General features: G+C 55.0%; 21 protein-coding genes, 1 tRNA gene and 1 other annotated feature. Of the genes, 8 read left to right on the forward strand and 14 right to left on the reverse strand.

Annotation, left to right across the window (positions count from 1 at the left end; genetic code table 11):
• Positions 1-17: 17 nt before the first annotated feature.
• The 3 genes from NSS83_RS12580 to NSS83_RS12590 form a co-directional block, all read right to left on the reverse strand.
• Positions 18-881: a phosphate ABC transporter substrate-binding protein gene (locus tag NSS83_RS12580; protein ID WP_341184208.1), complete on the reverse strand. Its 864-nt coding sequence runs from the start codon at positions 879-881 to the stop codon at positions 18-20.
• 44 nt (positions 882-925) lie between these two features.
• Positions 926-2362, reverse strand: coding sequence for a stalk domain-containing protein (locus NSS83_RS12585; protein WP_341348361.1), 1437 nt, complete (start codon positions 2360-2362; stop codon positions 926-928).
• Between the two features lie 171 nt (positions 2363-2533).
• Positions 2534-2977 (reverse strand): hypothetical protein, encoded by a 444-nt coding sequence (locus NSS83_RS12590; RefSeq protein WP_341184206.1) that lies wholly within the window; start codon positions 2975-2977, stop codon positions 2534-2536.
• 184 nt (positions 2978-3161) lie between these two features.
• On the opposite strand from NSS83_RS12590, the gene NSS83_RS12595 reads away from it, so the two are divergent.
• From NSS83_RS12595 to NSS83_RS12610, 4 genes are all read left to right on the forward strand, one after another.
• A complete protein-coding gene (locus tag NSS83_RS12595; protein WP_341184205.1) occupies positions 3162-3893 on the forward strand; it encodes an ABC transporter ATP-binding protein in 732 nt (243 codons plus the stop codon).
• A complete protein-coding gene (locus NSS83_RS12600; protein ID WP_341184204.1) occupies positions 3890-4927 on the forward strand; it encodes an ABC transporter permease in 1038 nt (345 codons plus the stop codon). The genes NSS83_RS12595 and NSS83_RS12600 overlap by 4 nt, the downstream gene beginning before the upstream one ends.
• Before the next feature lie 57 nt (positions 4928-4984).
• A complete protein-coding gene (locus NSS83_RS12605) occupies positions 4985-5671 on the forward strand; it encodes a helix-turn-helix domain-containing protein (protein ID WP_341184203.1) in 687 nt (228 codons plus the stop codon).
• Positions 5672-5736: 65 nt separating this feature from the next.
• The gene (locus NSS83_RS12610) at positions 5737-9081 is read left to right on the forward strand and encodes an SNF2 helicase associated domain-containing protein (protein ID WP_341348362.1); all 3345 of its coding nucleotides are present in this window, start codon (positions 5737-5739) and stop codon (positions 9079-9081) included.
• A 480-nt stretch (positions 9082-9561) separates the two neighbouring features.
• Here the strand turns inward: NSS83_RS12610 and NSS83_RS12615 are convergent, their stop codons facing one another.
• Complete coding sequence (locus NSS83_RS12615) at positions 9562-9921, reverse strand: hypothetical protein (RefSeq protein ID WP_341184201.1); 360 nt, start codon at positions 9919-9921, stop codon at positions 9562-9564.
• 193 nt (positions 9922-10114) lie between these two features.
• Here NSS83_RS12615 and NSS83_RS12620 point away from each other — a divergent pair, with 193 nt between their 5' ends.
• Positions 10115-10420 carry a hypothetical protein gene (locus tag NSS83_RS12620; RefSeq protein ID WP_076086516.1) on the forward strand — a complete coding sequence of 102 codons (306 nt, stop codon included), beginning with the start codon at positions 10115-10117 and terminating at the stop codon, positions 10418-10420.
• A gap of 234 nt (positions 10421-10654) precedes the next feature.
• Positions 10655-10876: a binding site (T-box leader), on the forward strand.
• A 54-nt stretch (positions 10877-10930) separates the two neighbouring features.
• Entirely contained in the window at positions 10931-13036 is a 2106-nt protein-coding gene (argS, locus tag NSS83_RS12625; RefSeq protein ID WP_341348725.1) for an arginine--tRNA ligase, read from the forward strand.
• A gap of 745 nt (positions 13037-13781) precedes the next feature.
• Here the strand turns inward: argS and NSS83_RS12630 are convergent.
• Both NSS83_RS12630 and NSS83_RS12635 read right to left on the reverse strand, forming a co-directional pair.
• Positions 13782-13855, reverse strand: a tRNA-Arg gene (locus NSS83_RS12630).
• A 190-nt stretch (positions 13856-14045) separates the two neighbouring features.
• Complete coding sequence (locus tag NSS83_RS12635; protein WP_076083164.1) at positions 14046-14402, reverse strand: hypothetical protein; 357 nt, start codon at positions 14400-14402, stop codon at positions 14046-14048.
• A gap of 148 nt (positions 14403-14550) precedes the next feature.
• On the opposite strand from NSS83_RS12635, the gene asnB reads away from it, so the two are divergent.
• A complete protein-coding gene (gene asnB / locus NSS83_RS12640) occupies positions 14551-16395 on the forward strand; it encodes an asparagine synthase (glutamine-hydrolyzing) (RefSeq protein WP_341184199.1) in 1845 nt (614 codons plus the stop codon).
• Between the two features lie 192 nt (positions 16396-16587).
• Here asnB and NSS83_RS12645 read toward each other — a convergent pair whose 3' ends face one another.
• From NSS83_RS12645 to NSS83_RS12680, 8 genes are all read right to left on the reverse strand, one after another.
• A complete protein-coding gene (locus NSS83_RS12645; protein WP_341184198.1) occupies positions 16588-17424 on the reverse strand; it encodes an aldo/keto reductase in 837 nt (278 codons plus the stop codon).
• Between the two features lie 190 nt (positions 17425-17614).
• Entirely contained in the window at positions 17615-18073 is a 459-nt protein-coding gene (locus NSS83_RS12650) for a cupin domain-containing protein (protein WP_341184197.1), read from the reverse strand.
• Positions 18074-18218: 145 nt separating this feature from the next.
• Positions 18219-19154, reverse strand: coding sequence for an SPFH domain-containing protein (locus NSS83_RS12655; RefSeq protein WP_341184196.1), 936 nt, complete (start codon positions 19152-19154; stop codon positions 18219-18221).
• Complete coding sequence (locus NSS83_RS12660) at positions 19154-19588, reverse strand: NfeD family protein (RefSeq protein WP_036694816.1); 435 nt, start codon at positions 19586-19588, stop codon at positions 19154-19156. The genes NSS83_RS12655 and NSS83_RS12660 overlap by 1 nt, the downstream gene beginning before the upstream one ends.
• Positions 19589-20284: 696 nt before the next feature.
• Entirely contained in the window at positions 20285-22237 is a 1953-nt protein-coding gene (locus NSS83_RS12665; RefSeq protein WP_341348363.1) for a glycosyl hydrolase family 18 protein, read from the reverse strand.
• A gap of 481 nt (positions 22238-22718) precedes the next feature.
• Entirely contained in the window at positions 22719-23360 is a 642-nt protein-coding gene (locus tag NSS83_RS12670; protein ID WP_341348364.1) for an XTP/dITP diphosphatase, read from the reverse strand.
• Between the two features lies 1 nt (position 23361).
• On the reverse strand, positions 23362-24120 hold the full coding sequence (rph, locus tag NSS83_RS12675; RefSeq protein ID WP_340938506.1) for a ribonuclease PH: 759 nt from the start codon (positions 24118-24120) through the stop codon (positions 23362-23364).
• 191 nt (positions 24121-24311) lie between these two features.
• On the reverse strand, positions 24312-25433 hold the full coding sequence (locus tag NSS83_RS12680; RefSeq protein ID WP_341348365.1) for a GerMN domain-containing protein: 1122 nt from the start codon (positions 25431-25433) through the stop codon (positions 24312-24314).
• A gap of 263 nt (positions 25434-25696) precedes the next feature.
• On the opposite strand from NSS83_RS12680, the gene NSS83_RS12685 reads away from it, so the two are divergent.
• Entirely contained in the window at positions 25697-26296 is a 600-nt protein-coding gene (locus NSS83_RS12685) for a phosphatidylglycerophosphatase A (RefSeq protein WP_036694809.1), read from the forward strand.
• The last annotated feature ends 9 nt before the right edge of the window (positions 26297-26305 follow it).

The raw sequence follows: 26305 nt of genomic DNA on the forward strand, positions 1-26305 counted from the left end.
TGCTTCGTTCAAAGATCTTACGATTGCATAGCAGAGATTGGAATGAACTTAAGCTTCTTAAGCGAGCCCTGCTGGAACTTCTTGCTCTGTACATATTCGATGAATTCTTTGGTCGCACCGGTCGGCTGGCCCTTTGTCATATAGTAGCCGTAAGCCCAGATCTTGTACGAGCCGTTGATTACGTTATCCGTGTTAGCTTCCACACCGTTGAACTTCACAGCCTTGATATCGCCGCCCGTTACATAGACAAGGTCGATGTATCCGATAGCGTTAGGCGTTGTACCTACAGCTGTTTTCATGTCGCCGCTGGAGCCGGTTTCCTTGTAGTTTTTCTCTTTCTTCACGATATCTCCGCCGCCCAGCGCCTTGGCCTGATAGTTAACGCGGGTACCGGAGCCGAAGGCACGGGTGATCACTACGATATTCGCATCTGACCCGCCGACCTCTTTCCAGTTGGTGATTTTACCGGCGTAGATGCCTTTGAGCTGCTCTGTAGTCAGGTTGTCGACTCCGACATTCTTATTAACGATGGTTGCAAAAGGAATCACAGCGACCTTATTCGCCACCTGTCCGTCAAAGGCCTTGAAGCCCGGAACATCGATGCTGGCATCCCAGTCGCAGGCTCCGATATCGGCAATCCCCTTCTTCACGGCCTGTGGTCCGGTCACGGAACCCTTACCGGAAGCGGCGATCTTCACTTTAGGGTGAAGCTTCTGGAATTCCTTAGCGGCCTGCAGCGTCAGCGGAAGCAGGGCCGTAGAACCGTTAACGGTGATTTTACCCTTGAGGCTGTCCGCTGCTGCGGCTACCCCTGCAAAGGATGCGGTAACCGCGATCACCGCGGTGAGTGCTGTAACTGTGAATTTTTTGAATAGCTTCATATCTGAATTCTCCTCCCGGCGGTGTGCGCCGATAAATGTTGTAATTAATTTGCTACTTCCGGTGAGCCTGACAGTTGCAGCGCTTTGCCGTTCTGAATGACCAATACCTTGCCGTCGCTGATGATCGCCAGCTTGCTCCCGTCTGCCGATACTGCTACTTCCGATACGTCTTCGGCTGTCCGGTACAGTTCAGCCGGAGCTGCGCTGCCCGCAATAGAATAGATTACCGTGCTGCCATCCGCTGTAGTTCCGGAGACTACAAGGCCCGTGCTAACTCCTGTGGACCAATTCACCTCAGCACCGAGGGCAACATCTGTGCTTTTACCGTCTGCTGTGATCAGCTTCAGCGTGTTAGCCGCATTGCCGTCTGCATCCGCACTCAGGTAGGACACGCTGCCGCCAGCCAGAATCTCTGGATACAGCTTGTTGTCAGGTGTAGTAGTCAAGGCGACTGGCTTAGCACCTTTGGTGGTAAGATCCAGCTTATAGAGCTGTTCTCCGGCCTTGCTGAAGTCTACGGTAAGTGAATCTTCTGTGCTATCGGCATCATTCTTCGCAGTACCGGTGATGTTGACAATGTACACTGCGCTTTTGCCGTCTGCCGATATGCGGAGCTCCGACTTGTTCTCTACTTTATCTTCAAGCAGAGCCTTAACCTCTCCGGTCTCTACTGAAATCTGTGCCAGCTTCTCCTGCTTGTCGCCCTGGACGAAATAGAGCGTCTTGCCGTCACTGGACCACACGATATCTGTCTTCACGCTGGTATCCTTGCCGAGCGGACTGATTAGGCCGGTGGACAGGTTGATCAGCTTCAGCTGGCCGGTCTCATCGCTGAATGCGCCCCATTGCTGGTCGGCGGAGACTGCGAAATCCACCGCACCTTCGCTGGAAGAGAACAGATCATAGTTACCTGGAGTCAGGGTGAATTTATAGAGCAGGGTGGATTCAGCGTCGCTCTGATTCGCAATCAGACCGCCGTCGGCACTCCAGTGAAGGGTATCGAATGAACCGGCCGGCCGGGCGAAGCTCAGGATCGTGTGGGCATCGGGCTCCAGCTCACCGCCAAGCGCGGTAACCAGCTTCGTCAGCTCCACATACGTTTTGCTGTTACGCACGACGGGGGCCACTGTGAATTCCAGGGTTTTGCCATCCGCCTGATAGCTTTTCACGCCTGCCTGGATTTGCACATTATGTAGACCTTTGCTGTCATTTAGCTGGATTCCGCTGCTGCTATGCACAAGACCTGCTCCCAGCTCTGCGGCTACCTGGCTCAATGAATAGAGCTTGTACCCGCCGCTGTTGATTGTGCTGAGTGTAACCGGCGTACCGTTGATGCTCCAGGACATGCTGCCCTCTACAGCTGCTGCTGTGTTGACTGCTGCGGCACTTACTTGGCTGCTTGTCGCCAGAACACTAACAGCCCCGCCTGTTACGAGAAGTGCAGAAGCCAGAGCCGCGCCGATCCATTTACTATTCTTCAATTAGATTCACCCTTTTCCTATAGGTAACTGCTAATGTTATTTTCGTCTACGAGTGTCAATTCTGTTGCGCAGGAATGTTATGGAAATATTAACTGTAAAAATAATTACAAGCCCAAACCAAAGAAGACCCGCCCGGGAACCCTCCCGGACCGGCCTATTGTAAACCCTCTGTTAATTCACAATCCACGTCACGATAATCTCATTCCCGCCGCGCTCTGAATCCGAGGGGCTGCCAATAATAGAATACGAATAAGAGCCATTCACTTTGCCGTTAATCAGCAGGTTGCGGCTGTCCATTATCTCTGTCCCGCGTTCCAGCTCCTTCTCTCGTACATACTTCTGATATGTAGTTCCAAGAGCGGCCATACTCTCCTTCGTCTGATAGATCAGCATCGAAGATTTCTTCCCCTCTGACTGTTCACCTTGGGTAAAAGTAATACCTGCCCCTTCAGGAATCGGCAGATCCTCCGGCAGATATTGTTTTGCCTCCGTCTTCTCGTCCGCCAAGGTATGAAACCGTCCGCCACCAGCTGAATGGTCTGCACCGCCGCAGCCGCTAAGTCCAGCCGCTGCCAGCAGCACGCCTAGAGGAAGGAGCAGCTTATGTCCTGCCATAATTTCACCGCCTTTAGTGAATTGGGTCTCAGGATGCCGGTTCACATAGGATGTCCCTTTTATTACCCGGATCTGGAGTGGAAGTAACGGATAATCCTTATAATTTTATTTACTTTGGAGCAAGGAATCATTAGTATAATGAGTGAGCACTCACTCATTATGAGGAAAAACGGAGGAGATTACTATGGATGAGGGGAAGCCAGTCATTGCGGTTACTCGTGTGAACCGGGCTTTTGGCAATAAAACAGTGTTGAAGGATATTACGCTTCAGGTGAATCAGGCAGAGACCTTCGGGATTCTGGGTCCATCCGGCTCCGGCAAAACCACGCTGGTCAAGCTGCTTACGGGTATAGACGAGGTAACCTCCGGTGAGGTCACCGTGCTCGGGGTGCGGATGCCGAAGCTTGCCATGCTCCAGCACATCGGATATATGGCCCAGTCGGATGCCTTGTATACCGAGCTTAGCGCCAAGGAGAATCTGGAGTTCTTTGCTGCGCTCTACGGACTGAAGGGCGGTAACCGCACACGGCGGATCGGGGATGTGATGGAGCTGGTGAACCTGCAGGAGCATCTGCGTAGACGGGTGGATCAATATTCCGGCGGCATGAAGCGCCGTCTGTCCCTGGCGATCGCCCTGCTGCACGAGCCGCCGCTGCTGCTGCTGGATGAACCGACTGTCGGCATCGATCCGGTGCTGCGCCAGTCCATCTGGAAGGAACTGAAGGCGCTGAACCGTAAGGGAACAACGATTGTCCTGACCACGCATGTGATGGATGAGGCGGAGAAATGTGACCGGCTGGCAATGATCCGGGACGGCGTGCTGCTGGCGGCCGATACTCCGGCTGGACTGCTTCAGGCTACCGGCAGCGCCAGCATTGAGGAAGCCTTTCTCTATTATGGAGGTGCACGCCGATGAGAATCCGGGCCATTACCCTGAGAATTCTGCAGCAGTTCATCCATGACCGGAGAACCATGGCACTGATGTTCATCGCTCCCCTACTGGTGCTTAGTCTGATGAGCCTGGTGTTCGGCAGCGATGCCTATGAGCCTAAGATCGGTGTCTCCGGTGGCGCAGCAGTGTTCAGTTCAGCGCTGGAAGCCCAGCAGGCTGAGGTTACCGGCTATGCCGATGAATCAACAGGTCAGGCCGCCCTGAAGGCGGGAGACATTGATGCTCTCCTTACAATGAAGGGGGACGTACCCGCTGTTGTCCTTGAAGGCAGCAATCCGGCGGCTAACCGCGCTGTGATCATGGCGCTCCAGGAAGCTGCGCAGAGCCTCCGGCCGCAAGCGCCGGGCGGCGGGCAGCTCCAGCCGCAGATCAGCTATCTCTACGGCGCGGAGGATATGAAGACGATTGACCGCTTCGGCCCGATTATGATCGGGGTGTTCGTGTTCTTCTTTGTCTTCCTGATTGCCGGGGTCTCCTTCCTGCGCGAACGGACCACGGGCACGCTGGAGCGTCTGCTCTCCACCCCGCTGAAGCGCTGGGAGATCGTCACCGGATATGTCTGCGGCTTCGGCATCTTCACCGTCTTCCAGGCCCTGTTGATCTCCTGGTTCTCGATCCAGGTGCTGGGGATTATGATGACAGGCAGCTTCGGCTACGTGCTGCTGATGACGCTGCTGCTGTCGATGTCGGCGCTGACCCTCGGCACCCTGCTCTCGGCATTCGCTGCCAATGAACTGCAGATGATCCAGTTCATCCCCCTGGTCATTGTGCCGCAGATCTTCCTGAGCGGATTATTTCCGCTGGATACCCTTCCCCTCTGGCTCCAGCGCATTGGACTCGCCACTCCGATGTACTACGGTTCACAGGCACTGATGGATATCATGGTACGCGGCAGAGGCTGGAGCGATATCGCCGGGGATGTGTTCATGCTGATCGGCTTCTCCCTGCTGTTCATGCTGCTGAATGTGCTGGCTCTGCGCAAGCACCGCAGAATGTGAAGGGTGAACGGGCTATGGTACACTAGGAGGAACTGCAAGAGTCTGGAGGTTCTATTGATGGAGAATAACCCTGCTGCCGATCAGGAGCAGCTGGAGCAAGACCAGTGGGTTCAGGAGTTGCTGGATCTCAGCGAGAAGGAGCAGGTCACACCCAAGCAGCTGTCCATTCTGCGGGCGGCGATAGATGTTTTTGCAGAGAAGGGCTTCTCGGCGGCTGCCACCAGTGAGATCGCCCAGAAGGCGGGCGTGGCCGAAGGCACGATCTTCCGTTATTACCGGACCAAAAAAGATCTGCTGCTCGCCATCATGGTCCCCACCATGAGCCGGATGATCGCCCCGTTCGTGCTGCGCAACTTCAGCGGTGTGCTGGATGTGCCGTTCGGGAGCTATGAGGATTTCCTTAAGGCCTTCATGGTGAACCGGCTGGAGTTCGTCCGCAGGAATCTGAAAATCGTCAAAATTCTCATTCAGGAGATCCCCTTTCAGCCTGCGCTGAAGGAGCAGCTGACCGAGAATATCTTCGAGCAGGTCCTGGCCCGCGTCACTGCAATTACTGAGCACTTCAAAGCGGAAGGTGAAGTGATTGATGCGCCCACACCTGCAATTATCCGCTTCACGATCTCGGCGATTATCGGATACCTGCTGACGCGGCTGGTGCTGATGCCGGAGCAGGACTGGAATGATGAGGCTGAGATTGAACAGACTATAAGCTTCATTCTGCACGGGATCGGCGGGAACAAATAATCTTTAAGTACGGTATTCCCCGAAGGGGCGGCTTAGACAGAAGCAATAAAAGGAAGTGAGTATAGGTGGGTTATCAGGTGCCGGAACGGGTAATCAAGCTGCTGTGCGGCAATGCCGCTTTTGATCAGGGAACGGCTTATTATCATGCCCATAAGGTGGACCTAGTCTACACGGAGCATAATGAGGAAGAGGAATATTCCAAATACCGCGCTGAGGTTCATGGGCTGGACAGCCATGAGATTGCGCTGATTATCGACAGTGACGGGGATGTGCAGGGGGAATGCACCTGCCCGGCTTACTACCGCGGCGGACCCTTCTGCAAGCATATTGCAGCTGCGCTGGTGGCGGTCCTCTACCGCAGCCGGGCGGCCGGAGCTGAACAGGCTGAAGATAGGCAGGCAGATGCGGAGGAGGCTTACCCCGCAAGGGACGGCAGTTTGCTGCTGGCACAAGGCAGCTCCGGCCCCTCCGGGGCGGAGCCCAGGGAGCGCAGCGGAGACCGGCAGCTGGTGAGCAGCATGCTCGGGATATTCACCGGAGGACGGCAGCGGCCAAGCGGTGCGGGCATGTACATCGATCTGCGGACACCGCTCCAGGTCGAGTTCATCTGCCGGCCCTTCAACTTCAGCTACGGTAGTACCATGCTTGGGATGGAAGTGAAGCTTGGTCCTAAGCGCCTTTATATCGTGCAGAAGATCAGACCTTTTTTGGAGCAGGTGCACCGGGGTGAGCCTTTTGAATTCACGGCGCATTTCAGCTATGATCCTGCCCTGCATAGCTTCTCCAAGGAGGATAATGAGGTCCTGCAGAAGCTGATTGAGATCATGCTCAATGAGAAGGTCTACAATAGTCTCACCAGCCCGTATGGTTCCCGCACTAACCCTACCGGGAATGACCGGCTGCTGCCGGTTGCCCCTTTTTTCTGGGAAAGTCTGTATCCCCTGCTAGAAGCAGCGCCTGCCGTTCGCCTTCAGCATGGACAGCTTCTGATGGAACGCTTGTCCCTCTCGGAGGAGCTGCTGCCGCTCAGCTTCCAGTTCGACCAGGCACAGGAGGACGGCTACCGGCTGGATGTCCGGGGACTTGAGCAGCTTACGATTCTGGAGAGCTACGGGATGGTCTTGACCGAGGGCAGGCTGCTGAAGCTTCCGGCGCAGGAATGCGGGCGGCTCTCCGAGCTGAAGCGGATGCTCAGCGGCAGCCGGCGGGATAGCCTGGCGATTGCGCCTGAGCAGATGGAGCCCTTCATGGAAACCGTCATTCCCGGGCTGAAGAAGCTGGGCAGGGTGAGCATTGCCGACACCATTGCGGACCGGATTGTCCAGACCCAGCTTCACGCGAGACTCTATCTGGACCGGGTAAGGGACCGGCTGCTCGCCGGGCTTGAATTCCAGTATGGCGGGATTGTCATCAATCCGCTGGAAGAGAAGGCGCATGAGCGGAGCAGCGAGGTCATTCTGATGCGGGACGGAAAAGCCGAGCGGCGGATTCTGGACCTGATGGCCCATGAGTCCTTCTCGCGGACGGAGAGCGGATATATCATGCGTGACGAGGACGGGGAATTCGACTTCCTGCATCATACCATCCCGCTGCTGGAGCCGCTGCTTCAGGTCTATGCGACCACTGCGGTCAAGGATCGGGTGCTTACGGAGCATGCAGCGCCCAAGGTCAGCCTGAGCTGGAACGAGAAGACTGACTGGCTGGACTTCAAGTTCGCCATGGAGGGCATCACGGAGAAGGACATTACCCAGGTCCTTAAGTCCCTCCAGGAAAAGCGGAAATATCACCGGCTCAAGGACGGAGCCCTGCTCCCGCTGGACACCGCAGAGTTTCAGGAAATTATCGCGCTGATGAACGAGCTCGGCGTCCGCAGCGTGGATATCCGGAGTACGGAGTTCTCCCTGCCGCTGGTCCGCGCTCTCCATCTCCATGCAGGCACCTTCCAGGGTCAGACCATCGAGACCGGCCGCTCCTTCCGGCGGCTGCTGGCCAATATGGCGAGTCCCGAGAATCTGGACTTCCCGCTGCCGGAGAGTCTTGCTCCTGTGCTGCGGGACTACCAGCAATACGGCTTCCAGTGGATGAGGACGCTGGCCCATTACCGCTTCGGCGGAATTCTGGCGGACGATATGGGCCTTGGCAAAACACTGCAGAGCATCACCTTCCTGCTCTCGATGCGGGAAGACATCCGGCAGAGCGGTGTGCCTGCCCTTATTGTGGCACCGGCCTCCCTGCTCTATAACTGGCTTAACGAGCTGAAGCGCTTCGCGCCGGAGCTGCAAGCGGTCATTGCCGACGGCAACGCCGGTGAGCGCAGCCGGGCCCTGCGGAACACGGCCGGGCATGATGTCATCATCACCTCATATCCGCTGCTGCGCAGAGATGTGGATGAGTATGCCAAGCGGTCGTTCCATACGCTCATTCTGGATGAAGCGCAGATGATTAAGAATCATGAGACTATGACTTCACAGGCGGTCAGACTGCTTCAGGCCCGCTACCGCTTTGCGCTGACCGGAACACCGGTGGAGAACGCGCTGGAGGACCTGTGGTCGATCTTCAGCGTCGTCTTCCCCGGCTTGTTCCCCGGGAAGAAGGCCTTCCATGACCTTCCCCGGGAGACGGTCGCCAGGCGCGCCCGCCCCTTCCTGCTGCGCCGCCTGAAGAGCGATGTGCTGAAGGAGCTGCCGGACAAAATCGAGTCCCTCCAGGCCTCCGAGCTGCTGCCGGAGCAGAAACGGCTCTATGTCGCCTATCTGGCCCGCCTGCGCAAAGAGGCGCTCAAGCATCTGGACAGCGACAGCTTCGGTAATGGCCGGATCAAGGTGCTGGCCGGACTGACCCGGCTGCGCCAGCTATGCTGCCATCCGGCCCTGTTCGTAGACGGATATACCGGAGGCTCCGGCAAATTCGAGCAGCTGCTGGAGATTATCGATGAGTGCCGCAGCTCCGGCAAACGGATGCTGATCTTCTCGCAGTTCACACAGATGCTCGGTATGATAGGGCGCGAGCTGGCGCTGCTTGGGATTCCTCATTTCTATCTGGACGGACAGACTCCTGCCTCCCAGCGGGTTGAGCTATGCAGCCGTTTCAATGAAGGCGAGCGCGAGCTGTTCCTGATCTCGCTGAAGGCTGGCGGCACCGGCCTCAACCTGACCGGTGCCGATACGGTCATTCTTTACGACCTGTGGTGGAATCCTGCTGTCGAGCAGCAGGCCGCCGACCGCGCCCACCGGATCGGGCAGAAAAAAATCGTTCAGGTTATCCGCCTGGTAGCCCAGGGTACCGTGGAGGATAAGATGTACGAGCTGCAGCAGAAGAAGAAAAACCTGATTGACGAGGTGATCCAGCCGGGGCAGGAGGCGTTGTCGAGCCTGAGCGAGCAGGACATCCGCGAGATCCTCTCCATCTGAGGCATCTGCGATAATGCCAGCCCCAGGCCTGGGAGATTTTCTGCTGTTCTGCTATTCTGCTGTTCTGCTGTTCTGCTGTACTTTGTACACTAGAATAAGGCCATATTGGCTGAGAAATCGGATCTGCTGCACTTTGTACACTAAATTCTTACGTATCTGCTGTTTTGAAGCAGAAATTCAAAAATCAAATGTATGAAATGCAGTAGAATGGTTTTTTGCGCCCAAAAGTGCAGTTTCTATTGCACAGAATACATTTACCAGGAAACTGCGTGCGTTGAAGACGGGACAAGGTCCTGAAGCGGAACCTGGTTGGGAAGCATCCGGCAAGTCCGGTATATTCTAAGGGAGGGCACTGGATGCCCGCCGAGGTTTGCGATTTGGTATAACCCCAATTCAAAACAGGGACCTTCTGAGCGAGTAGCGCTCTAAGGTCCCTGTTTCATTTTACATCCGGGAAGTCCAATTTATTACCCTGCCACTCTATACGTCGGAACTTAATTTCTCATGCGTCACTACACGGTGTGCATTCACCAGCTGGCCGGTTGATGTCTTGCCCCACACGGATATTCCAATCTCATCTTCGTCTACTTCTCCAGTGATGAACACAAATTCATAGGCATTCAGATCGGCAAAAAAATTCCGGGTTACCACCTGATTTGGAGCAACATCAATTACCTCACTGACATACAGCGTTCTGGTAGCACCCAGCACGTATCCCTGAATACTAATAGAGGCGCTCCCTGGGGCACTCCGCTTGACAATTCTTACCGTCACCGTCTGCGTAGGTCTGACTCCCGAAACGGCATTGTTCTCTATCGGTCCTGTTGACAAAATCGCCATCCTGTCTCGTCCTCCCTTGAAGTTCTAGTGTCAAAGTACGATATATTCATATTCGGACTTTCCTGTAACGGTGTGGACACAGGCCTGAGCCTATTCACCAATGACTGCAGGCACGCATATCCTTGAATAAGGAAAGACCGCCCATGCGCTGCGCTTTTACGCATACGAACGCCGAACGGAAGAAGGGACTCCCATGCCCCCTCCAGGAAAAGGAAAGAAGCCCGCCGCCAAAAAAACACCGTCCAGCTCCAAAACCCAGACTCCTAAAGGGCTTGAATTTGCCGTAGCTGCCCTTCTGTTGACCGGCAAGCTGAAAGTAGACTCTATCCAGATGTACACGGACGCGTCGATGTTCGTCAGTCTGGTAGGCAAATATAAAACCTTAAGCGAGCTAAGTAGTGACAACGTCGATAAGCTGGTCAGCTTCCTCGATGACAACAGCAGCCTGACGCTGAACGAGATCATGGCCGCTCTAAAAAAGAAAGCCGAAAACACATGAACACATGCGAAAAGTGAAAGTGAGGTACAAGGCTATGGACAGTTTTGACGGAGAAGGGTTTGCCGGCGGAATTCTGCTGGTCATTGTAATTATGCTGCTGATTTATGGTTCAACGGACATCAAGAACCTGACAGGGGCGCCCAATGACGAGTAACTCTTAACGGTTGGACTCCTGCTGCACGGTAATCCGCTCTTGCTTTCTCGCAGAAATTCGCTATACTGATACAAATCCATATTCAATCGATGACCGGGAGAGTAATGGTCTTATATCTAGTCCCCAGCGAGCCGGGAAAGTGGAAGCCGGTACAGATTAGAACCATGAAGCGCACCCGTGAGATGGACTTCTGAACCCTGTAGTAGGAAGCCCCGGCCGAGGACCGTTAACCTGTAAGGTGGCTGAACCGTAAGGCTCAGCAACGAGAGTGGTACCGCGAGCGCACAAGCCTCGTCTCTTAGGAGATGAAGGCTTTTTTTGTCGTTATTTTATTCAGGAGGTTGTTATTCATGCCAATGCTAAGTGAGCTAATCCAAGAGAGCTTGAAGCAGTCTGTTCACAAAATCGTGCTAACCCTGGGCGTGCCCGCCATCGCTGAAGTAAATGTTGCCCTGGAGCAGCCGGCGAGTGCCGACCACGGGGATTATTCAAGCAATATCGCCATGCAGCTGGCCCGCCCCTTGCGCAAAGCTCCACTGGCTATCGCCGCACTGATCGTCAACGAGCTCGAAGCTTCGGGCTCTGTTCACGGACTGGTGCTGAGAACCGAGGTTGCCGGTCCGGGGTTCATTAATATGTATCTGGATTGGCAGGCCTGGGCACGGGCGAAGGGGAATTTCACGCTGCCTCAGCATACAGAAGGGTCGAAGGTGATCGTGGAGCATACCTCCGTCAACCCCAATAAAAGTATGCATATCGGTCACCTGAGAAACTCCTGTATCGGGGACGCGCTGGTGAGAGTACTGCGGGCAACCGGCCATACCGTTGAGGTACACAACTATGTGGATGATCTCGGCAATCAGCTGGCAGATACCGTAGCCGGTCTGCTGAATGTTCCGCTGGCGGGAGAACATGTCCGGTTCGGGGATTACTGCTGGGATATTTATGCCGAGATCAACAAAACGTACGCGCAGCAGCCGGAGATGGTGCAGAAGCGGACCGAGATCCTTCATGCGCTGGAGGAAGGCCATGGTAATACTGCCTGGATTGGCAACCTCGTCGCCGGGCAGATCGTGAAAGAGCATGTGGAGGAGATGCGGGGGTTCGGCATTGACTACGATCTGCTGGTGTGGGAGAGCAGTATTTTGAAGGAGGGCTTCTGGGCCTCGGCGTTTGAGCTGCTGTCGCAGACGGAGATCTTCGTGCAGGAGACCGAAGGCAAGCTGGCAGGCTGCTGGATTTTGAAGCAACCCGCTGAAGACGACGCACCGGACACACAGGAGGAGCATCAGAAGGATAAGGTGCTGGTGCGCTCGAACGGAATTTTGACCTATACCGCCAAGGATATCGCCTATCATCTGTGGAAGTTCGGACTGCTGGAGAAGGATTTCAGCTACAGCGAATTTCAGAGCGGGCTGTGGACGACCGGCTTGAGGGGACAGGCTCTGCCTTTTGGACGGGCGGACCAGGTCGTGAACGTCATCGATTACCGGCAGGAATATCCGCAGCTGATGGTCAAGCAGGCGCTCAAGGCACTGGGATTCGGTGCGCAGGCAGACGCGCTTCATCATGTCAGCTATGGGGTGGTCTCGCTGAGTCCCGCTTCTGCGGCCGGTCTGGGCATTGATACCTCCAGCGGCAAAAGCTCCTACGCCATGTCCGGGCGTCAGGGAATCGGCATTAAGGTGACCGAGCTGGTCCGGCTCATGGAAGACATGATTGAATCCACCCGTTCGGACAAAAACGGCCTGTCCAGCCGGCTCATCGCCACCGCTGCCATCCGTTACTACCTGCTGCGCTTCAATCTGGGCACCGAGATTGTGTTCGACTTCAAGCAGGCGATGGAAATCTCCGGCAACACCGGCGTCTACCTGATGTACGCCTACGCCCGGGCGCAGCGCGTGCTTAGTAAGGCCGCGGCGGCGGGTGATGTGAGCAGCGTGAACGCGGCTGGCGCTAGCGGGTCCGGCGTGGGCGCGGCTGGCGATAGTGAGTCTGGCGTGGGTGCGGCTGGCGTTAGCGAGTCTGGCGTGGGCGCGGCTGGCGTTAGCAAGTCTGGCGTGGGTGCGGCTGGCGTTAGCGAGTCTGGCGTGGGCGCGGCTGGCGTTAGCAAGTCCGGCGTGGGCGCGAATGGCGCTAGCGGGTCCGGCGTGGGTGGCTCCGGCGCTGGCGGGGTGCCGCTGTTCCCGGCGCAGCTCGAAGCGGCTGAGCTTGCCTTGCTGAGACAGCTCAGCTTGTGGCAAGACACACTCTATACAGCAAGCCGGGAGCTTACGCCGAATACGATTTGTAACTATGCCTATTCCCTGGCCTCGTTGTTCAGTAACTTCTACTCGGCTTGTCCGATTCTCAAAGGCGGGGAAGCCAGCATCACCTTCCGCCTGTGGCTAACCCGCAGCTTCACCTATACGCTGGGCGAAGCGCTCGATGTACTCGGTCTGCCTAAGCCGGAGCGGATGTAGGCAATAGTGTGTTATGCGGACACAGAGGATCTTATTCGCCGAAAAAGCCTGATTTTCTCCACGCTGCGGACTCAGAGGACACTAATTGGTACGGTCGAGCTCAAAATGAGGAGTGATGGGTTACTTAACGGATTCTCAGTCCGCCCAGCCTGCCAACAGGTCGGAATCCGCCGAAATAACGGATCTACAGTCCGCGAGGTTCGTGCTAGGTCACCCATATGTATCGAAGCGATGCTCCAACGCCCCCGGCTGGCGCCTAGGGTTCTCATCCCCCGGAAATCAAAACAGCCTTCCCGAAGGAAGGCTGCTGTTTTGACGTCCCGGAAGGGATACAGCCCATTCGGGCTGATTGCGAAGTAATGCTATCGAAGCTTATGCTCCAACGTCCCCGGCTGGCGCCTAGGGTTCTCATCCCCCGGAAATCAAAACAGCCTTCCCGAAGGAAGGCTGCTGTTTTGACGTCCCGGAAGGGATACAGCCCATTCGGGCTGATTGCGAAGTAATGCTATCGAAGCTTATGCTCCAACGTCCCCGGCTGACGCCAAGGGTTCTCATCCTCCGGACATCAAAACAGCCCTCCCGAAGGAAGGCTGCTGTTTTGACGTCCCGGAAGGGATACAGCCCTTTCGGGCTGATTGCGAAGTAGTCCTATCGAAGCTTATGCTCCAACGTCCCCGGCTGACGCCAAGGGTTCTCATCCTCCGGAAATCAAAACAGCCCTCCCGAAGGAAGGCTGCTGTTTTGACGTCCCGGAAGGGATTCGAACCCCCGACCGTGCGCTTAGAAGGCGCATGCTCTATCCAACTGAGCTACCGGGACATGTAGGATAACGTTGTATCATTTGAATCTTTTGAAGAGTTATGTATTAACGCAACGTTATTTATTATACCTGATTCACCAGAATTAGCAAGACCAAACTCTTCCAGTTAAGAAGCTTCCCGTAACCGCCGTCACGGAAAGCCTCCTGCTCTATAGTCAAGCCTGGATATGACCTGCGGAAGATGTGAGCTCAGGGAACCTGCCGGAAATGCTCGCCCAGCTGCCGCTTCAGATCGCCGAAGATGAGCAGTTCGCGCTGGAACTTGGAGCGTTCATCCTCCGGGGTCATCACGGTGCTGCCGGTGAAGCCGCTGACCGTAACGTCCTGGAAGGCATCATGCAGATTATTGTCGAACCAGTCGGTGGCCGTATCCGCATCATTCGTCAGAATCCGGACAATTTCATAGCCCTCCTCGCGCTGATCCTCAACAATATACACCAGCAGCGCGGAATCGCCCACAGCTCCGGGCAATACGCCAACCTCTGCGCAAGGCGCACCGTCGTAATCAGTCATTCTGCGGATTTTGGCGTCTTTAATGTAATACACTTGTCATCATCCCTCCTGGCAATTTTCCCTCTCCCCTAGTGTTCGGATAAGGACATACATTTTATCCCTTCAATCGGCATATATCTGTATTACTTGGCAAAAAAGAAAGGACAGACAACAATCGCACAAAAGAGAGGATGAATCAGACATGTGCGGAATAACCGGATTTGTCCAGTGGCGCGGTGATCTTACAGGGCACTCGCAACTGCTCGTCAGAATGACCGAAACGTTAGCCAACCGCGGACCGGATGCAGCCGGAACCTGGATTTCAGGACCTATTGCCTTCGGTCACCGCCGACTCAGCGTCATCGATCCTGAGAACGGTGCACAGCCGATGATTGCCCGCCATGAAGATAAGTTGTACGCAATAGTATATAACGGCGAGCTATATAATGCCCCTGAGCTGAAAAAAGAGCTGAAGCAGCGCGGGCATCATTTTCTCACGGAATGCGATACCGAGGTTCTGCTGCATGCCTACATCGAATGGGGGCCGGATTGCACGGAGAAGCTCAATGGCATCTTTGCCTTTGCCGTGTGGGACAGCTTGCGCGATCAGGTATTCCTGGCCCGCGACCGCCTGGGCGTGAAGCCGCTGTTCTATAGCCAAGTCGATGACGTTTTCGTCTTCGGGTCCGAGCCCAAGGCGCTGCTGCAGCATCCCCTCGTCCAGCCGAAGGTCGGTCCGGAGGGTCTGGCTGAGATTTTCATTATCGGTCCGGCACGGACTCCGGGACAAGGGGTATATAAAGATATATTCGAGCTTCGCCCCGGTCATGCCATGATTTACAGCCGCAGCGGAATCCGCAGCTATGCTTACTGGAAGCTGGAGAGTGTCCGGCATACCGATAACGTGGATGAGACGGCAGCACGGGTGCGTGAATTGCTTCAGGATACGCTGGAGCGCCAGCTGGTCTCCGATGTCCCGGTCTGCTCGCTGCTCTCCGGCGGACTCGATTCCAGCGCCCTGACCGCGCTTGCCGTAGATTATTACAAACGGACCGGCCAGGGCCGGGTCGATACCTTCTCGGTCGATTATGTAGACAACGATAAGCATTTCAAAAGCCATACCTTCCAGCCCGGAGCCGACGGTCCCTGGATTCAGCGGATGGTCGACGAGCTGGAGACGAATCATCACTTTATCGCTTTTGACACACCGGAGCTGGTAGCCGCACTCGATAATGCCCTGTACTCCCGTGATTTGCCGGGGATGACCGACGTGGATTCCTCACTCTATTTGTTCTGCCAGGAGATCAAAAAGAAGGCCACAGTAGCCATCTCAGGCGAAGCAGCCGACGAAATATTCGGCGGCTATCCCTGGTTCCACCGCGAGGAGATGTTATCTTCCGGTACCTTCCCCTGGTCGGTGGCCCCCAACATGCGTGCCGGATTATTATCGCCGGAAATCCGGGAGTGGATACGTCCGCTGGAATATTTAGGTGACCGTTACAGCGACGCGGTGGCCGAGGTGCCGAGGCTTGACGGTGAGACCGGCAAACAGTCGCAGATGCGTGTGATGTCCTATCTCAACATTACCCGCTTCATGCCGACCCTGCTGGACCGCAAGGACCGGATGAGCATGGGCGTGGGACTTGAGGTACGCGTTCCGTATTGTGACCACCGGCTGGTGCAATATGTTTTTAACATTCCATGGGAGATTAAAATGGTAGGCAACCGGGAGAAAGGCATCCTGCGTAAGGCGCTGGAGGGCGTACTGCCGGACGATGTGCTCTACCGCAAAAAAAGTCCGTACCCCAAAACGCATAACCCCGCCTATCTGAACAAGGTGCGCTCACAGGTGCTGAGCATTCTGGACGATCCTTCTTCCCCCATCCTCCCGCTCATTGATCATGCCAAAATCAGAGAAATCGCCGCATCGCCAGAGTCCTCGACCAATCTGCCATGGTTCGGCCAGCTGATGTCCGGCCCGCAATTATTCGCTTATCTGGCCCAGGTCAACCTGTGGCTGAAGACATACAATGTGTCGATCGGCTGAGTTCAAATCAAGTAGAAACGGCTTTGCCGTCCTTTTAAAGGACGGTACCGTTTCAGCGGGAAATAGAGGGATAATTTATAGAGTGAAACATATAAATTCTATATTTCAAAAAGGGTGCCCGCCCAGAATGTAAAGCACACATTCTGGAGGGCACCTTTTGTATAGCAATAGATTCATCAATCTATCTTAACTCTAGAAATTGAAATTATCCGGGTCCGGGCCGAAGCGGTGATTCTGATTCAGGTCCTCAATGGCCTTAACATCCTCATCGCTGAGTGTGAAGTCGAAGAAGCCGGCGTTCTCGATAATCCGCTCCTGATGGACCGACTTCGGAATGGTGATGACGCCCTGCTGCAGATCCCAGCGCAAGACAATCTGCGCTACCGTCTTGCCGTACCGCTCCGCCAGTTCCTTCAGCAGCGGCAGATCCAGATTACCCTGCATGAGCGGACTCCAGGCTTCCAGCTGGATATCATGCTTCCGCGCATATTTCAGCAATTCACGCTGGGTCAGCAGCGGATGGAATTCCACCTGGTCTACCACTGGCACCACGCCGCTGTCCTCGATGATATCCTCCAGATGATGCGGCTGGAAGTTGCTCACCCCGATGGATTTGACCAGCCCTTCCTTTTGCAGATGGATCAGCGCTTTCCAGGTTTCTTTATATTTGCCGGCCACCGGCCAGTGAATCAAGTACAAATCTACCTGCTCCAGACCCAGCTTCTTGCGGCTGACTTCAAAAGCCTTCAATGTCGATTCATACCCCTGATCCGGGTTGCGGACCTTGGTGGTAATAAACAGCTCTTCCCGGGGAACTCCGCATTCACGGATCGCCTGCCCCACACCCTCTTCATTGTTATAGCCGGCAGCTGTATCAATACTGCGATACCCCGTCTCCACCGCAGACTTCACCGCACGGATAACCTCTTCGCCATCCTTGGTCTGCCATACGCCAAGACCCAGCCACGGCATCGTTACTCCATCGTTCAAGGTAGGCCCGCCTGTAAATGGTGCGTTCATTTCACTCATATCGATACCCTCCAAGCCTAATTTGAATTCAACAAGCTTCCTTAACCGTATTACCGCTCTCATAATCATCCAATTGCGAAATCAGTGAACCGGATAGCCCATAGGTTGCCAATATGTGACGATTGTATGCCCCGTATGTATCAAAAATGGAGCACAGCCCCTTCCCGGCCGCACTCCATTACAAACCTGCTTATTTCTTGTCAATCAGCTTGAAATCGTCAAAATGGAACTCCGGAGACACGATGCAGGAGACGAGTGACGGTTCTTCGCCTAACGGACGTGCAGCCTGCCATACACCGGGAGGAATCACTACCTGCGGCTGCTGGCCCGCAGCGATATCCAGACCCAGAATAACCTCCGTTACGTTCTCCGGCTCTGCGCCGTTGCCTCCCAGGCTAAGCACGATCGGGCTGCCGGAATGATACAGCCAGATTTCGGAGGACAGCACAGTGTGCCAATCCGAAGTCTCGTCAGCATGAAGCAGGAAATAGATCGATGAAGCTGAAGCGCGCGGGCCCGAGTATGCCTCGCCCAGCGTGTCCTTAGGAATCTCAAACGGAGAATTCCACAGTCTCTTGTACCATCCGCCTTCCACGTGGGGCTGCAGCCCCAAGGTTTCTACGAGCGGGGAAATTTCTTTTTGCGTCATGGGTTCTTCTCCTTCAAGTCTTGCACAGCGGCAAAACAGTCTTCATAAGCAAAGGCTTAAGAGGTACAAGCGTACCTGCTAAGCCTCGGCCTGATTGTGCTATTAACTGTAACGGATACTGCAGCAATTGTAAATTGTCTTACTCTTATTTGCCTTCTTTGCCAGCCTTGAATACTTCGGCAATGGCTCCCAGGCTGCCCAGTGTTTCCACCGCACTGGTCGGCAGGAATATTTTGTTCGCTGGTCCCTTAGACATGTCAGTCAGAGCTTCAAAGGATTGATAAGCCAGCACTCTTTCATCCAGTCCTGCGCTGGCGATCATGGCAATCCGTGCTTTCTCCGCCATCGCCACTGCTTCGATCGCCTTGGCCTGGCCGAGGGCTTCCAGCTCCTGCGCCTGACCGAGACCTTCCGCCTGACGGATGCGGGCTTCCTTATCCCCTTCCGCCTTCAGGATCTTGCTCTGCTTATCCCCTTCGGCACGGAGGATCATATCCTGCTTGGCGGCTTCCGCCTCCAGGACAATCGCACGCTTGCTGCGTTCTGCCTTCATCTGTTTGTCCATGGCTTCCTGAATATCGAGCGGCGGCTTGATGTCGATAACTTCGACACGCTCAATGCGCACGCCCCACTTCTCTGTCGCTTCATCCAGCGCGAGACGGATGTCGGAGGAGATTTTTTCACGGCCGGACAAGGTTTCATCCAGCTCCAGCTTACCGATAATCTGACGCATGGTGGCTGTGGAGATATTCCGCACCCCATACACATAATCGGAGATACCGTACGTTGCTTCTTCCGGACCCACTACCTGATAGAAGATAATCGTATCGATCTGCACCTGTACGTTATCCTTCGTGATTACCGTCTGCGGCGGTACATTCGCCTGTTGAATCCGCAGGTCATGATAGACCCGCACCTGATCAATTACCGGAATGAGAATATTCAGACCTGGTGTAAGCAGACGGTGGAATTTACCCAGACGCTCTACAACTCCAACTCTTTGCTGCGGGACAATCTTGATCGTCATTGCGATAAATACTACGACAACAACAATAATAATTCCGATAATTATCAATTCCATTAGTACATATCCCCCCATCGTTCTACTTCAATAATGGTCGTGCTTCTTCTTACTACAATTACCTGCTGACCCTTGCCCAGTGCCACTGTAGAGGTTGCACTCCATGTATCGCCGCCAATCTTGACCTGCCCATAACGGCCAGGCTCAATCGGTTCAACGACCAGACCTTGCCTGCCGATAATCTCGGTACCCGTATCCTTGAAGCCCCGCGCATTGCGCAGCCGCTCAGATAATGGCTTGGTGAAGAACGTCAGGGCCAGGGCTAACAGCGAACCCGCTACGACCTGCAGCAGCCATGCATCCGGCAGCACAAGCGCAACCAGTCCGGCAGCCAAGGCTCCCAGGCTAAGCCATAACAAATAGAATGTAAACGTAAACATCTCTACTACAAACAAGACGCCAGCGGCAATTAACCACAATACCCACATACTCATTGGTGAACCCACCACCTTCCGCTATATACTACTATAACGAAATAATCGGCATCACGTTTCACAAATTTTTAGAGGCCGGGGCAGCCGCCTGTCTGTTCATTATATTTCAGCCTGTGGAAGCTTATGAACCTTAAGCGGGATACAGGACGGCTAAATTGTATTTAAACATAAATATATCCAATCGAAGCGTAAAAAACTCACTAAGCGGAATTTCCGTACCCGGAAATCCTGCTTCCAAAACCTCCAAGGCACAGAATTAGCTATAAATATGGTGCAAACCACCATATTGGGACGGGAAATCTGAGATTCTGCGGGGAGTGGAGCTCGGCGGATGAAGCAGGTGGATATTGTACATCTAATTCGGGGTCATCGTGGCACATATAGAAATTAGTTGGAAAAACAACACTTAATCGGTCCGTTTTTTCGTGAATCGAGAGAGTCCGGCTGATTAACTGTACTTTTTCCAACTGCTTCCTACAAGGACCGCGTTTCAGCGAAATTAAATGCCTTTTTTCCAACTATGTCCGCTCACTAATCATAATAGCAAGCAGATTAAATAAGCAGGATCGCTCGCAGCAACGTATCATTCAGAAAAGCACTAAAAAACGGTGCCAGCTTAAAGCCGGCACCGCTCATTGTTCTATACTTAGGCTTACTATTCCCTATGGCTGGATTTCCGCGCTATCTGCTCCGCCTTTAGTTCAGCTTCCAGAGCGCAGGAGTGACATTCGGCTCCCAGCCGGCAAGTGAGGTATGGGCTTGCAGGCAGGTGTAGGATTGCCCGTTGTAAGTCACGATACTGCCGGTACTATAAGCAGTGCCCGCTTTCCAGGCAGCAGCACCTGGGGTAGCCGAAGGGACTGGCGTCACTACAGGAGTAGAAGTTGGCGCTATCGTCGGCGTAGCTGAAGGGCTTACTGTCGGTAGTGGCGTAGCTGTCGGCTGCGGGGTAGTGTTACCGCAGGTACCGGTCACCCGCCACACCCCGAAGGCACCGCTGAGATCCGGCCGGTCTCCCTGCGTCCACCACTGGGCCTGATAGATCAGCCCGCCATAGGAGACTTGCTGTCCCTGTGTGTAGACAGCGGTGGAACTCCAGGCTGCCGTAGAGCATTGCCCCGGCGTCGCCGTCGGTGCCACTGTCGCAGTCGGCGTGGCTGATGGCTTCACCGTTGCCGTCGGCGCTACCGTCGCCGTTGGTGCCACTGTCGCGGTCGGCGTGGCCGATGGCTTCACCGTTGCGGTCGGCGTGGCTGATGGCTTCACCGTCGCCGTCGGCACCGGCGTTGCTGTAGGTGTCACCACCCCGCCGCCCAGCTCTGCACTGAGCTTGGTCTGCAGCGTCTTATTGCGGTCTCCGCTGGTCTCCCAGAACATGGCTCCGGCAAGACCCTTGGATTTCAAGTAGCTGGCTTTGTAGCCGATGGATTCGGCATCATCATAGCTGATGAAGGTCTGGTTGGACGGGTTATAGAGATAAGGGACCTTGGAGGTATTGTTCCAGTAACGGGTATAACCGTTCTTATTGATATAATTGGCTTCCAGATCACTGAAATCGTAGTTGCCCTTCTCCCAGGTTCCGGTCTGGGAGATCCCGGCGGACACCTGATATTGTCCGTTGCCCGCAGCAGGGGCACCGCCCCAGCCCCGGCCGTAGAACGGCATGCCGAGCACCAGCTTATTCGCCGGTACGCCTGCACTCAGATAGCTGGTCACTGCCTTGTCGATATTATAGTTCGCCGGCTCGGTCAATCCTGATGAAGCGGCTGCCGGGTCATAATACAGCGGTGCATTGTGGCCGGTAGTAGGGTTCCAGCTGCCGTTGAAGTCATAGGTCATAATGTTGATCCAGTCCACCACGGAGGCGATTCCGCTGAGATTGTTATTCTGAATGTAAGTCGGACCTGCACCCGAGGCAATGGTCAGGAGATACGTTTTGCCGTCAGCAGCCCCGGCGGCATTCAGCTTTTCCCGGATCTTTTGGAGCAGCAGGATGTAGTTCTGCCTATCCTCAGGGCGGTAGCTGTTGCCCGCAAGTCCGCCGCTGACCGGATATTCCCAGTCCAGATCGACACCGTCCATCTTGTATTTGCGGATGAAATCCACGGAGGAGCTCGCGAACACCTCACGGGTTGCCGCTGTGGCAGCCACATCCGAGAAACGGTTGGACCAGGTCCAGCCCCCGACGGAGATCATCGTCTTCAGATTCGGATTCTTGTCCTTCAGCTTCCAGAGCTGCTTCAGATTCCCCTTGATCGGGTCATCCCATTTGTCATCGCCGAAGCTTTTCTGGGCATCGATCCAGGGATCGCCCAGCACTACAGTGCCATTGGGAACGCTGATCGCCTGCCCCTGCTCGTTCTGGCAGGACCAGGTGACCGGATTCGGTCCGGTCGGATCGGAATTGCCGTGTATTCCGTTCCAGCAGATGTCAGCAAAGGCATAGTTGATGACATTCATTTTGCCAGGATCGATATCCGTTACATTATAAGCCCGCCCATAGGCGGCCCATGAAGCATAATAGCCGACAATCTTGTAGTCACCGGCTGCCTGAACAGTTCTGTTATTTGCACCAAAAGCCGAAAAAAGAGTAAGGAAAAGGACTGCCGCCAAGCCAAGCACAAAGGATTTTCTTTTGATAAAGGCCATTTCGTAATTACCTCCCCGGTTCAATGCGTAGCCTGTAAAGCCTGCTTCATGGACATCCATGCGCCTCTGCCATCAAGGATATTAAGTGACCGTTCTTCCCTTGCTGCGAATGAGAAAGCTCAGCGTTCACCTCCCGGACCCGATTGGCCTTGACCTTCACCCTCTGAAACTATTAAATTCCTGGCAGTTTGACTGGTAGACTAGCATTAGACAGCTCAAAAAGCGCAGCTCAGCAGCATACGGATTACTCGCTCCACTGCGGCCTACGTTGTTGTCTGGTAAAGTTCAGGTGGGTAGAATGCGGCGATTTGCGGGAGGATGCAGGATCTGCGAAGGGGTGAAGTCAACTCTTATTCTCATACAAAGCCGGAGGATATGCTAGGGATAAATTTCCATAATCAGGGGGGATTATTATCTAAAAAAACAGGAAGCAGCCCCAAGCATAGTCTGCTTAAGGGCTGCTTCCAGGGCTCCAAATCTTCTATTGACCGCTGCTCTGCGCGGCAGCAAGCTTCTCGGTCAGACGCCGCAGCGCCGTTCCGCGGTGGCTGATCGCCTGCTTTTCCTCAAGCGTCAGCTCAGCCATCGTCTTCTCGTATTCGGGGAGATAGAACAGCGGGTCATAGCCGAAACCGCCGCCACCCGCAGGCTCCGAGGTAATCCAGCCTCCAACCGTACCCTCAGCCGTCCATTCCCGGCCGTCCGCCGGATCGTAGAGCGACAGGGCACAGACGAACCGGGCGGGACTCAGCAGCGGTTGTCCAGTATCCTCACCCTGCTTCAGCCGTTCCAGCTCGCTCATCAGCTTCAGATTATTCGCTTCATCATCCGCCGCCTCACCGGCATAGCGGGCCGAGTACACGCCGGGATTTCCGTCCAGCGCCTCTACACAGAGACCGGAATCGTCTGCCAGCACCGGCAGTCCAAGAGCGTCCCCTACAGCACGGGATTTTTTGAAGGCATTCTCGGCAAAAGTGGCCCCATCCTCAACCACATCCGGCAGATCCGGGTAGTCGTACATGCTTTTGACTGTAAGTCCCAGGGGAGCAAAGGCATGCTGGAACTCCCGCACCTTGCCTTTGTTCTTCGTCGCGACAATCAGAACTCCGCTGCCGGACTTCATCCTACACCTCTTGGCCGGTCTGGCCGGCAGGGATTTTGAGCGCGATGGCGCCAAGAACTTCTTTTTGCACAGCGATCAGCTCGTAGATCCCCTTCTCTCCGAGACCTAGCAGCTGATCCAGCTCCTGGCGGGTGAACGGCCGCTCTTCGCCCGTGCCCTGAACCTCAACGAAAGCGCCGCTGCCCGTCATGACCACGTTCATATCCACCTTCGCCTTGGAATCCTCTTCATAATTCAGGTCGAGCAGCGTCTTGTCGCCGACGACACCCACACTGATAGCCGCCAGGTAGTCTGTAATCGGGAAGACCGTCAGCTTATTCTGGAGGGCAAGCTTGTTCATGGCGAAGGCCATCGCTACAAAAGCGCCCGTGATCGAAGCCGTCCGCGTCCCCCCGTCTGCCTGAATCACATCACAGTCCAGCGTAATGCTGCGTTCGCCGAGCGCCTGCAAATTCACCACGGAGCGCAAGGCCCGTCCGATCAGACGCTGGATTTCCATGGTCCGACCGGTCAGCTTGCCGCGCGCCGCTTCACGCTGGTTGCGGGTCTGGGTCGCGCGGGGAAGCATCGAATATTCGGCGGTTACCCAGCCCTTGCCTTGTCCTTTCAGAAACGGCGGGACCTTCTCGTCCACGGTTGCCGTACAAATGACCTTGGTATCTCCCATCTCAATGATGACGGAGCCTTCTGCATATTTGTTGGTCTGGGTCGTTATCGTTATTGGCCGGAGCTGATCTTCGTTGCGTCCGTTTGATCTCATCTTTTCTGCCTCCTACATCGTATAGCGCAAAGTTTGTGTATATATTCATCCGTATCTTATACGCAGAAACGGGTGCCGCCCCCTATGGAAGAGAACGGCACCGCTGCTCCTGACCGTTATTCGGATGAACAATACTTTATTCTATCAAAGAGTAGGCACAAAAGCATCTTTTTAAGCCGGGAGGATCCGCTCTAAAGCGGCAGCTCGTTCACATATTCCGGCGCGGAGACCGGCTGTCCGTAATCGACATTATTGGTGCCCGTAACCGTATCCTTGCCGTTCAGGCGGATCTGTACCAGAGAATCATCTGTATTCTGGGCCACCGTCAGCACGACCGACTCCAGCATCTCCTCAGGAATGCTTGTGCTGCCATCGAACATATCATCGGTCAGCGATACGGTGACCACTCCGTTCTGCCCTGCTTTTACAGAATCTACTACCGTCCCCTGCGTCATGACCATCTCCAGACCATTCTCGGACTGCGGTCCGGCAATCAGCTCGCTCAGCGCCGCCTTCACCGTATCCCCGCCAGCGGGTACAAACCGGGTAACCGGAACATAATACTGGTGGCCGCCATCCGGTGAAGCCGCTGCGAAGTAGACTGTAACTGCGCTGGAATTCATCATCAGTGAGTTGTTCTTCGGCAGGTTAATCCCCATCGTACGGGACAGGGGGCGATCCAGCGGTGTGCCTTGCAGCGGCATTTCGTTCAGCTTTTTGCCATCGACCCAGAGCTGTACTCCCTTGATGTCATCCTGACCGGTCAGTGTCCAGGTAAGCGCCTCAAGGATTTTGCGTTCATCCGAAGGCTCATAGTCGTTAAACGCCGAGTTGAATTCAACAATAGCGACATGGTCCTGGCCGACAGATACACTGTTTACTTTCGTCCCTGCGGGCAGTACGCCCTGGAAGCCCTTAGGCAGTGCAGAGGCATAATCCCCCTTGCTGACCAGAGCCGTGAGGGAATTCTTCAGCATGGCCGTGTCCTCGCTTTTCGGAAAAGACAGAGCCACCGGAGCCAGCAGACCGTTCTGATCCTCCAGATACACAGTGGTCCGCTCCCCGGCTACAGCAGGCGCACCGGTATCCTTCACCCCGGCGGACAGATTCGTCTCATCCAGAGAGGCCGGCCCGAATACACCAGTATCCAGCGTATCTTCCCCGCTCACTTGCAGCATTTGAGCTTCTACGGCGGCGGGCGGCGGGTCTACAGCAGCGGATTCGGAACCAAACAGACTGCAGCCGGAGAGCACAAGCGGAACGGCCAGCAGGCAAGCCGCAGACGCCCCGCGGAGGTGTTTCACTGGTTTCATCAATCTTCATTACCCCTTTCTAGCGTTAAGATCAGTTTGTACTGCTATGTATACGAGCCCTGTGTCCAAAAAATAACAACAGCTTATCCTAAATTACAGAAGTTCTGCCGGAACCCCTGCTTGGGGGCGGACACTGCTATGTTCATCCAAGCTCAACCTGCCTGCGGGATACAAATCCGGACGTTTCTGGACATCGGTCTGCCGCTTGCGTACAATTTAGTACATACCCACATCACACCCGACTCACGAATGGAGGACTTCCTATGACTGATGCCAAAATTCCTTACAGCCTCAACAGCAAAGCCGTTGCCGAAGCAACCCGGTACTGGCTGCACAAGCGCGGGGTCACCCTGGAGGAGATTGCCGAGCTTGTCATGATGCTGCAAAAGAAATACTATCCGGGCCTGACCATGGAGGAATGTATTCATAACGTTGAGATGGTACTCAGCAAGCGTGAGGTGCAAAATGCGGTGCTGACCGGCATCCAGCTCGACGTACTGGCGGAGGAGGGCAAGCTGTTCTCGCCGCTCCAGGATATGATTGAGAACGATGAAGGATTGTACGGGGTAGACGAGATTCTCGCCTTCTCGATCGTTAATGTATATGGCAGTATCGGGTTCACCAACTATGGTTACGTGGACAAACTCAAGCCCGGCGTACTGGAGAGGCTGAATGACAAAACCACCGGCCAGATCCATACCTATCTGGATGATATCGTAGGGGCTGTAGCCGCAGCGGCCAGCAGCCGTATTGCCCACCGCAAGCAGGCGGAACGCGAGCAGGAGCTGGGTCTGCCCCATGCCCCGGAGGACGCGGAAGAGGCTGCACGGCGCAGCCGGCTGGAGGAGACGTTGCCGGAATAAGCCGAGAGC

The organism is Paenibacillus sp. FSL H3-0469, assembly GCF_038051945.1.
Classification (GTDB): Bacteria; Bacillota; Bacilli; order Paenibacillales; family Paenibacillaceae; genus Paenibacillus_AQ.

What these genes read in the sequence shown, in the direction of transcription:
- NSS83_RS12665 (WP_341348363.1), bottom strand. Translation starts at nt 22,237, where the DNA reads ATGGCCTTTATCAAAAGAAAATCCTTTGTGCTTGGCTTGGCGGCAGTC.
- NSS83_RS12605 (WP_341184203.1), top strand. Translation starts at nt 4,985, where the DNA reads ATGGAGAATAACCCTGCTGCCGATCAGGAGCAGCTGGAGCAAGACCAG.
- NSS83_RS12590 (WP_341184206.1), bottom strand. Translation starts at nt 2,977, where the DNA reads ATGGCAGGACATAAGCTGCTCCTTCCTCTAGGCGTGCTGCTGGCAGCG.
- NSS83_RS12655 (WP_341184196.1), bottom strand. Translation starts at nt 19,154, where the DNA reads ATGGAATTGATAATTATCGGAATTATTATTGTTGTTGTCGTAGTATTT.
- argS (WP_341348725.1), top strand. Translation starts at nt 10,931, where the DNA reads ATGCTAAGTGAGCTAATCCAAGAGAGCTTGAAGCAGTCTGTTCACAAA.
- NSS83_RS12685 (WP_036694809.1), top strand. Translation starts at nt 25,697, where the DNA reads ATGACTGATGCCAAAATTCCTTACAGCCTCAACAGCAAAGCCGTTGCC.
- asnB (WP_341184199.1), top strand. Translation starts at nt 14,551, where the DNA reads ATGTGCGGAATAACCGGATTTGTCCAGTGGCGCGGTGATCTTACAGGG.
- NSS83_RS12660 (WP_036694816.1), bottom strand. Translation starts at nt 19,588, where the DNA reads ATGAGTATGTGGGTATTGTGGTTAATTGCCGCTGGCGTCTTGTTTGTA.
- NSS83_RS12600 (WP_341184204.1), top strand. Translation starts at nt 3,890, where the DNA reads ATGAGAATCCGGGCCATTACCCTGAGAATTCTGCAGCAGTTCATCCAT.
- NSS83_RS12645 (WP_341184198.1), bottom strand. Translation starts at nt 17,424, where the DNA reads ATGAGTGAAATGAACGCACCATTTACAGGCGGGCCTACCTTGAACGAT.
- rph (WP_340938506.1), bottom strand. Translation starts at nt 24,120, where the DNA reads ATGAGATCAAACGGACGCAACGAAGATCAGCTCCGGCCAATAACGATA.
- NSS83_RS12680 (WP_341348365.1), bottom strand. Translation starts at nt 25,433, where the DNA reads ATGAAACCAGTGAAACACCTCCGCGGGGCGTCTGCGGCTTGCCTGCTG.
- NSS83_RS12595 (WP_341184205.1), top strand. Translation starts at nt 3,162, where the DNA reads ATGGATGAGGGGAAGCCAGTCATTGCGGTTACTCGTGTGAACCGGGCT.
- NSS83_RS12580 (WP_341184208.1), bottom strand. Translation starts at nt 881, where the DNA reads ATGAAGCTATTCAAAAAATTCACAGTTACAGCACTCACCGCGGTGATC.
- NSS83_RS12615 (WP_341184201.1), bottom strand. Translation starts at nt 9,921, where the DNA reads ATGGCGATTTTGTCAACAGGACCGATAGAGAACAATGCCGTTTCGGGA.
- NSS83_RS12670 (WP_341348364.1), bottom strand. Translation starts at nt 23,360, where the DNA reads ATGAAGTCCGGCAGCGGAGTTCTGATTGTCGCGACGAAGAACAAAGGC.
- NSS83_RS12650 (WP_341184197.1), bottom strand. Translation starts at nt 18,073, where the DNA reads ATGACGCAAAAAGAAATTTCCCCGCTCGTAGAAACCTTGGGGCTGCAG.
- NSS83_RS12620 (WP_076086516.1), top strand. Translation starts at nt 10,115, where the DNA reads ATGCCCCCTCCAGGAAAAGGAAAGAAGCCCGCCGCCAAAAAAACACCG.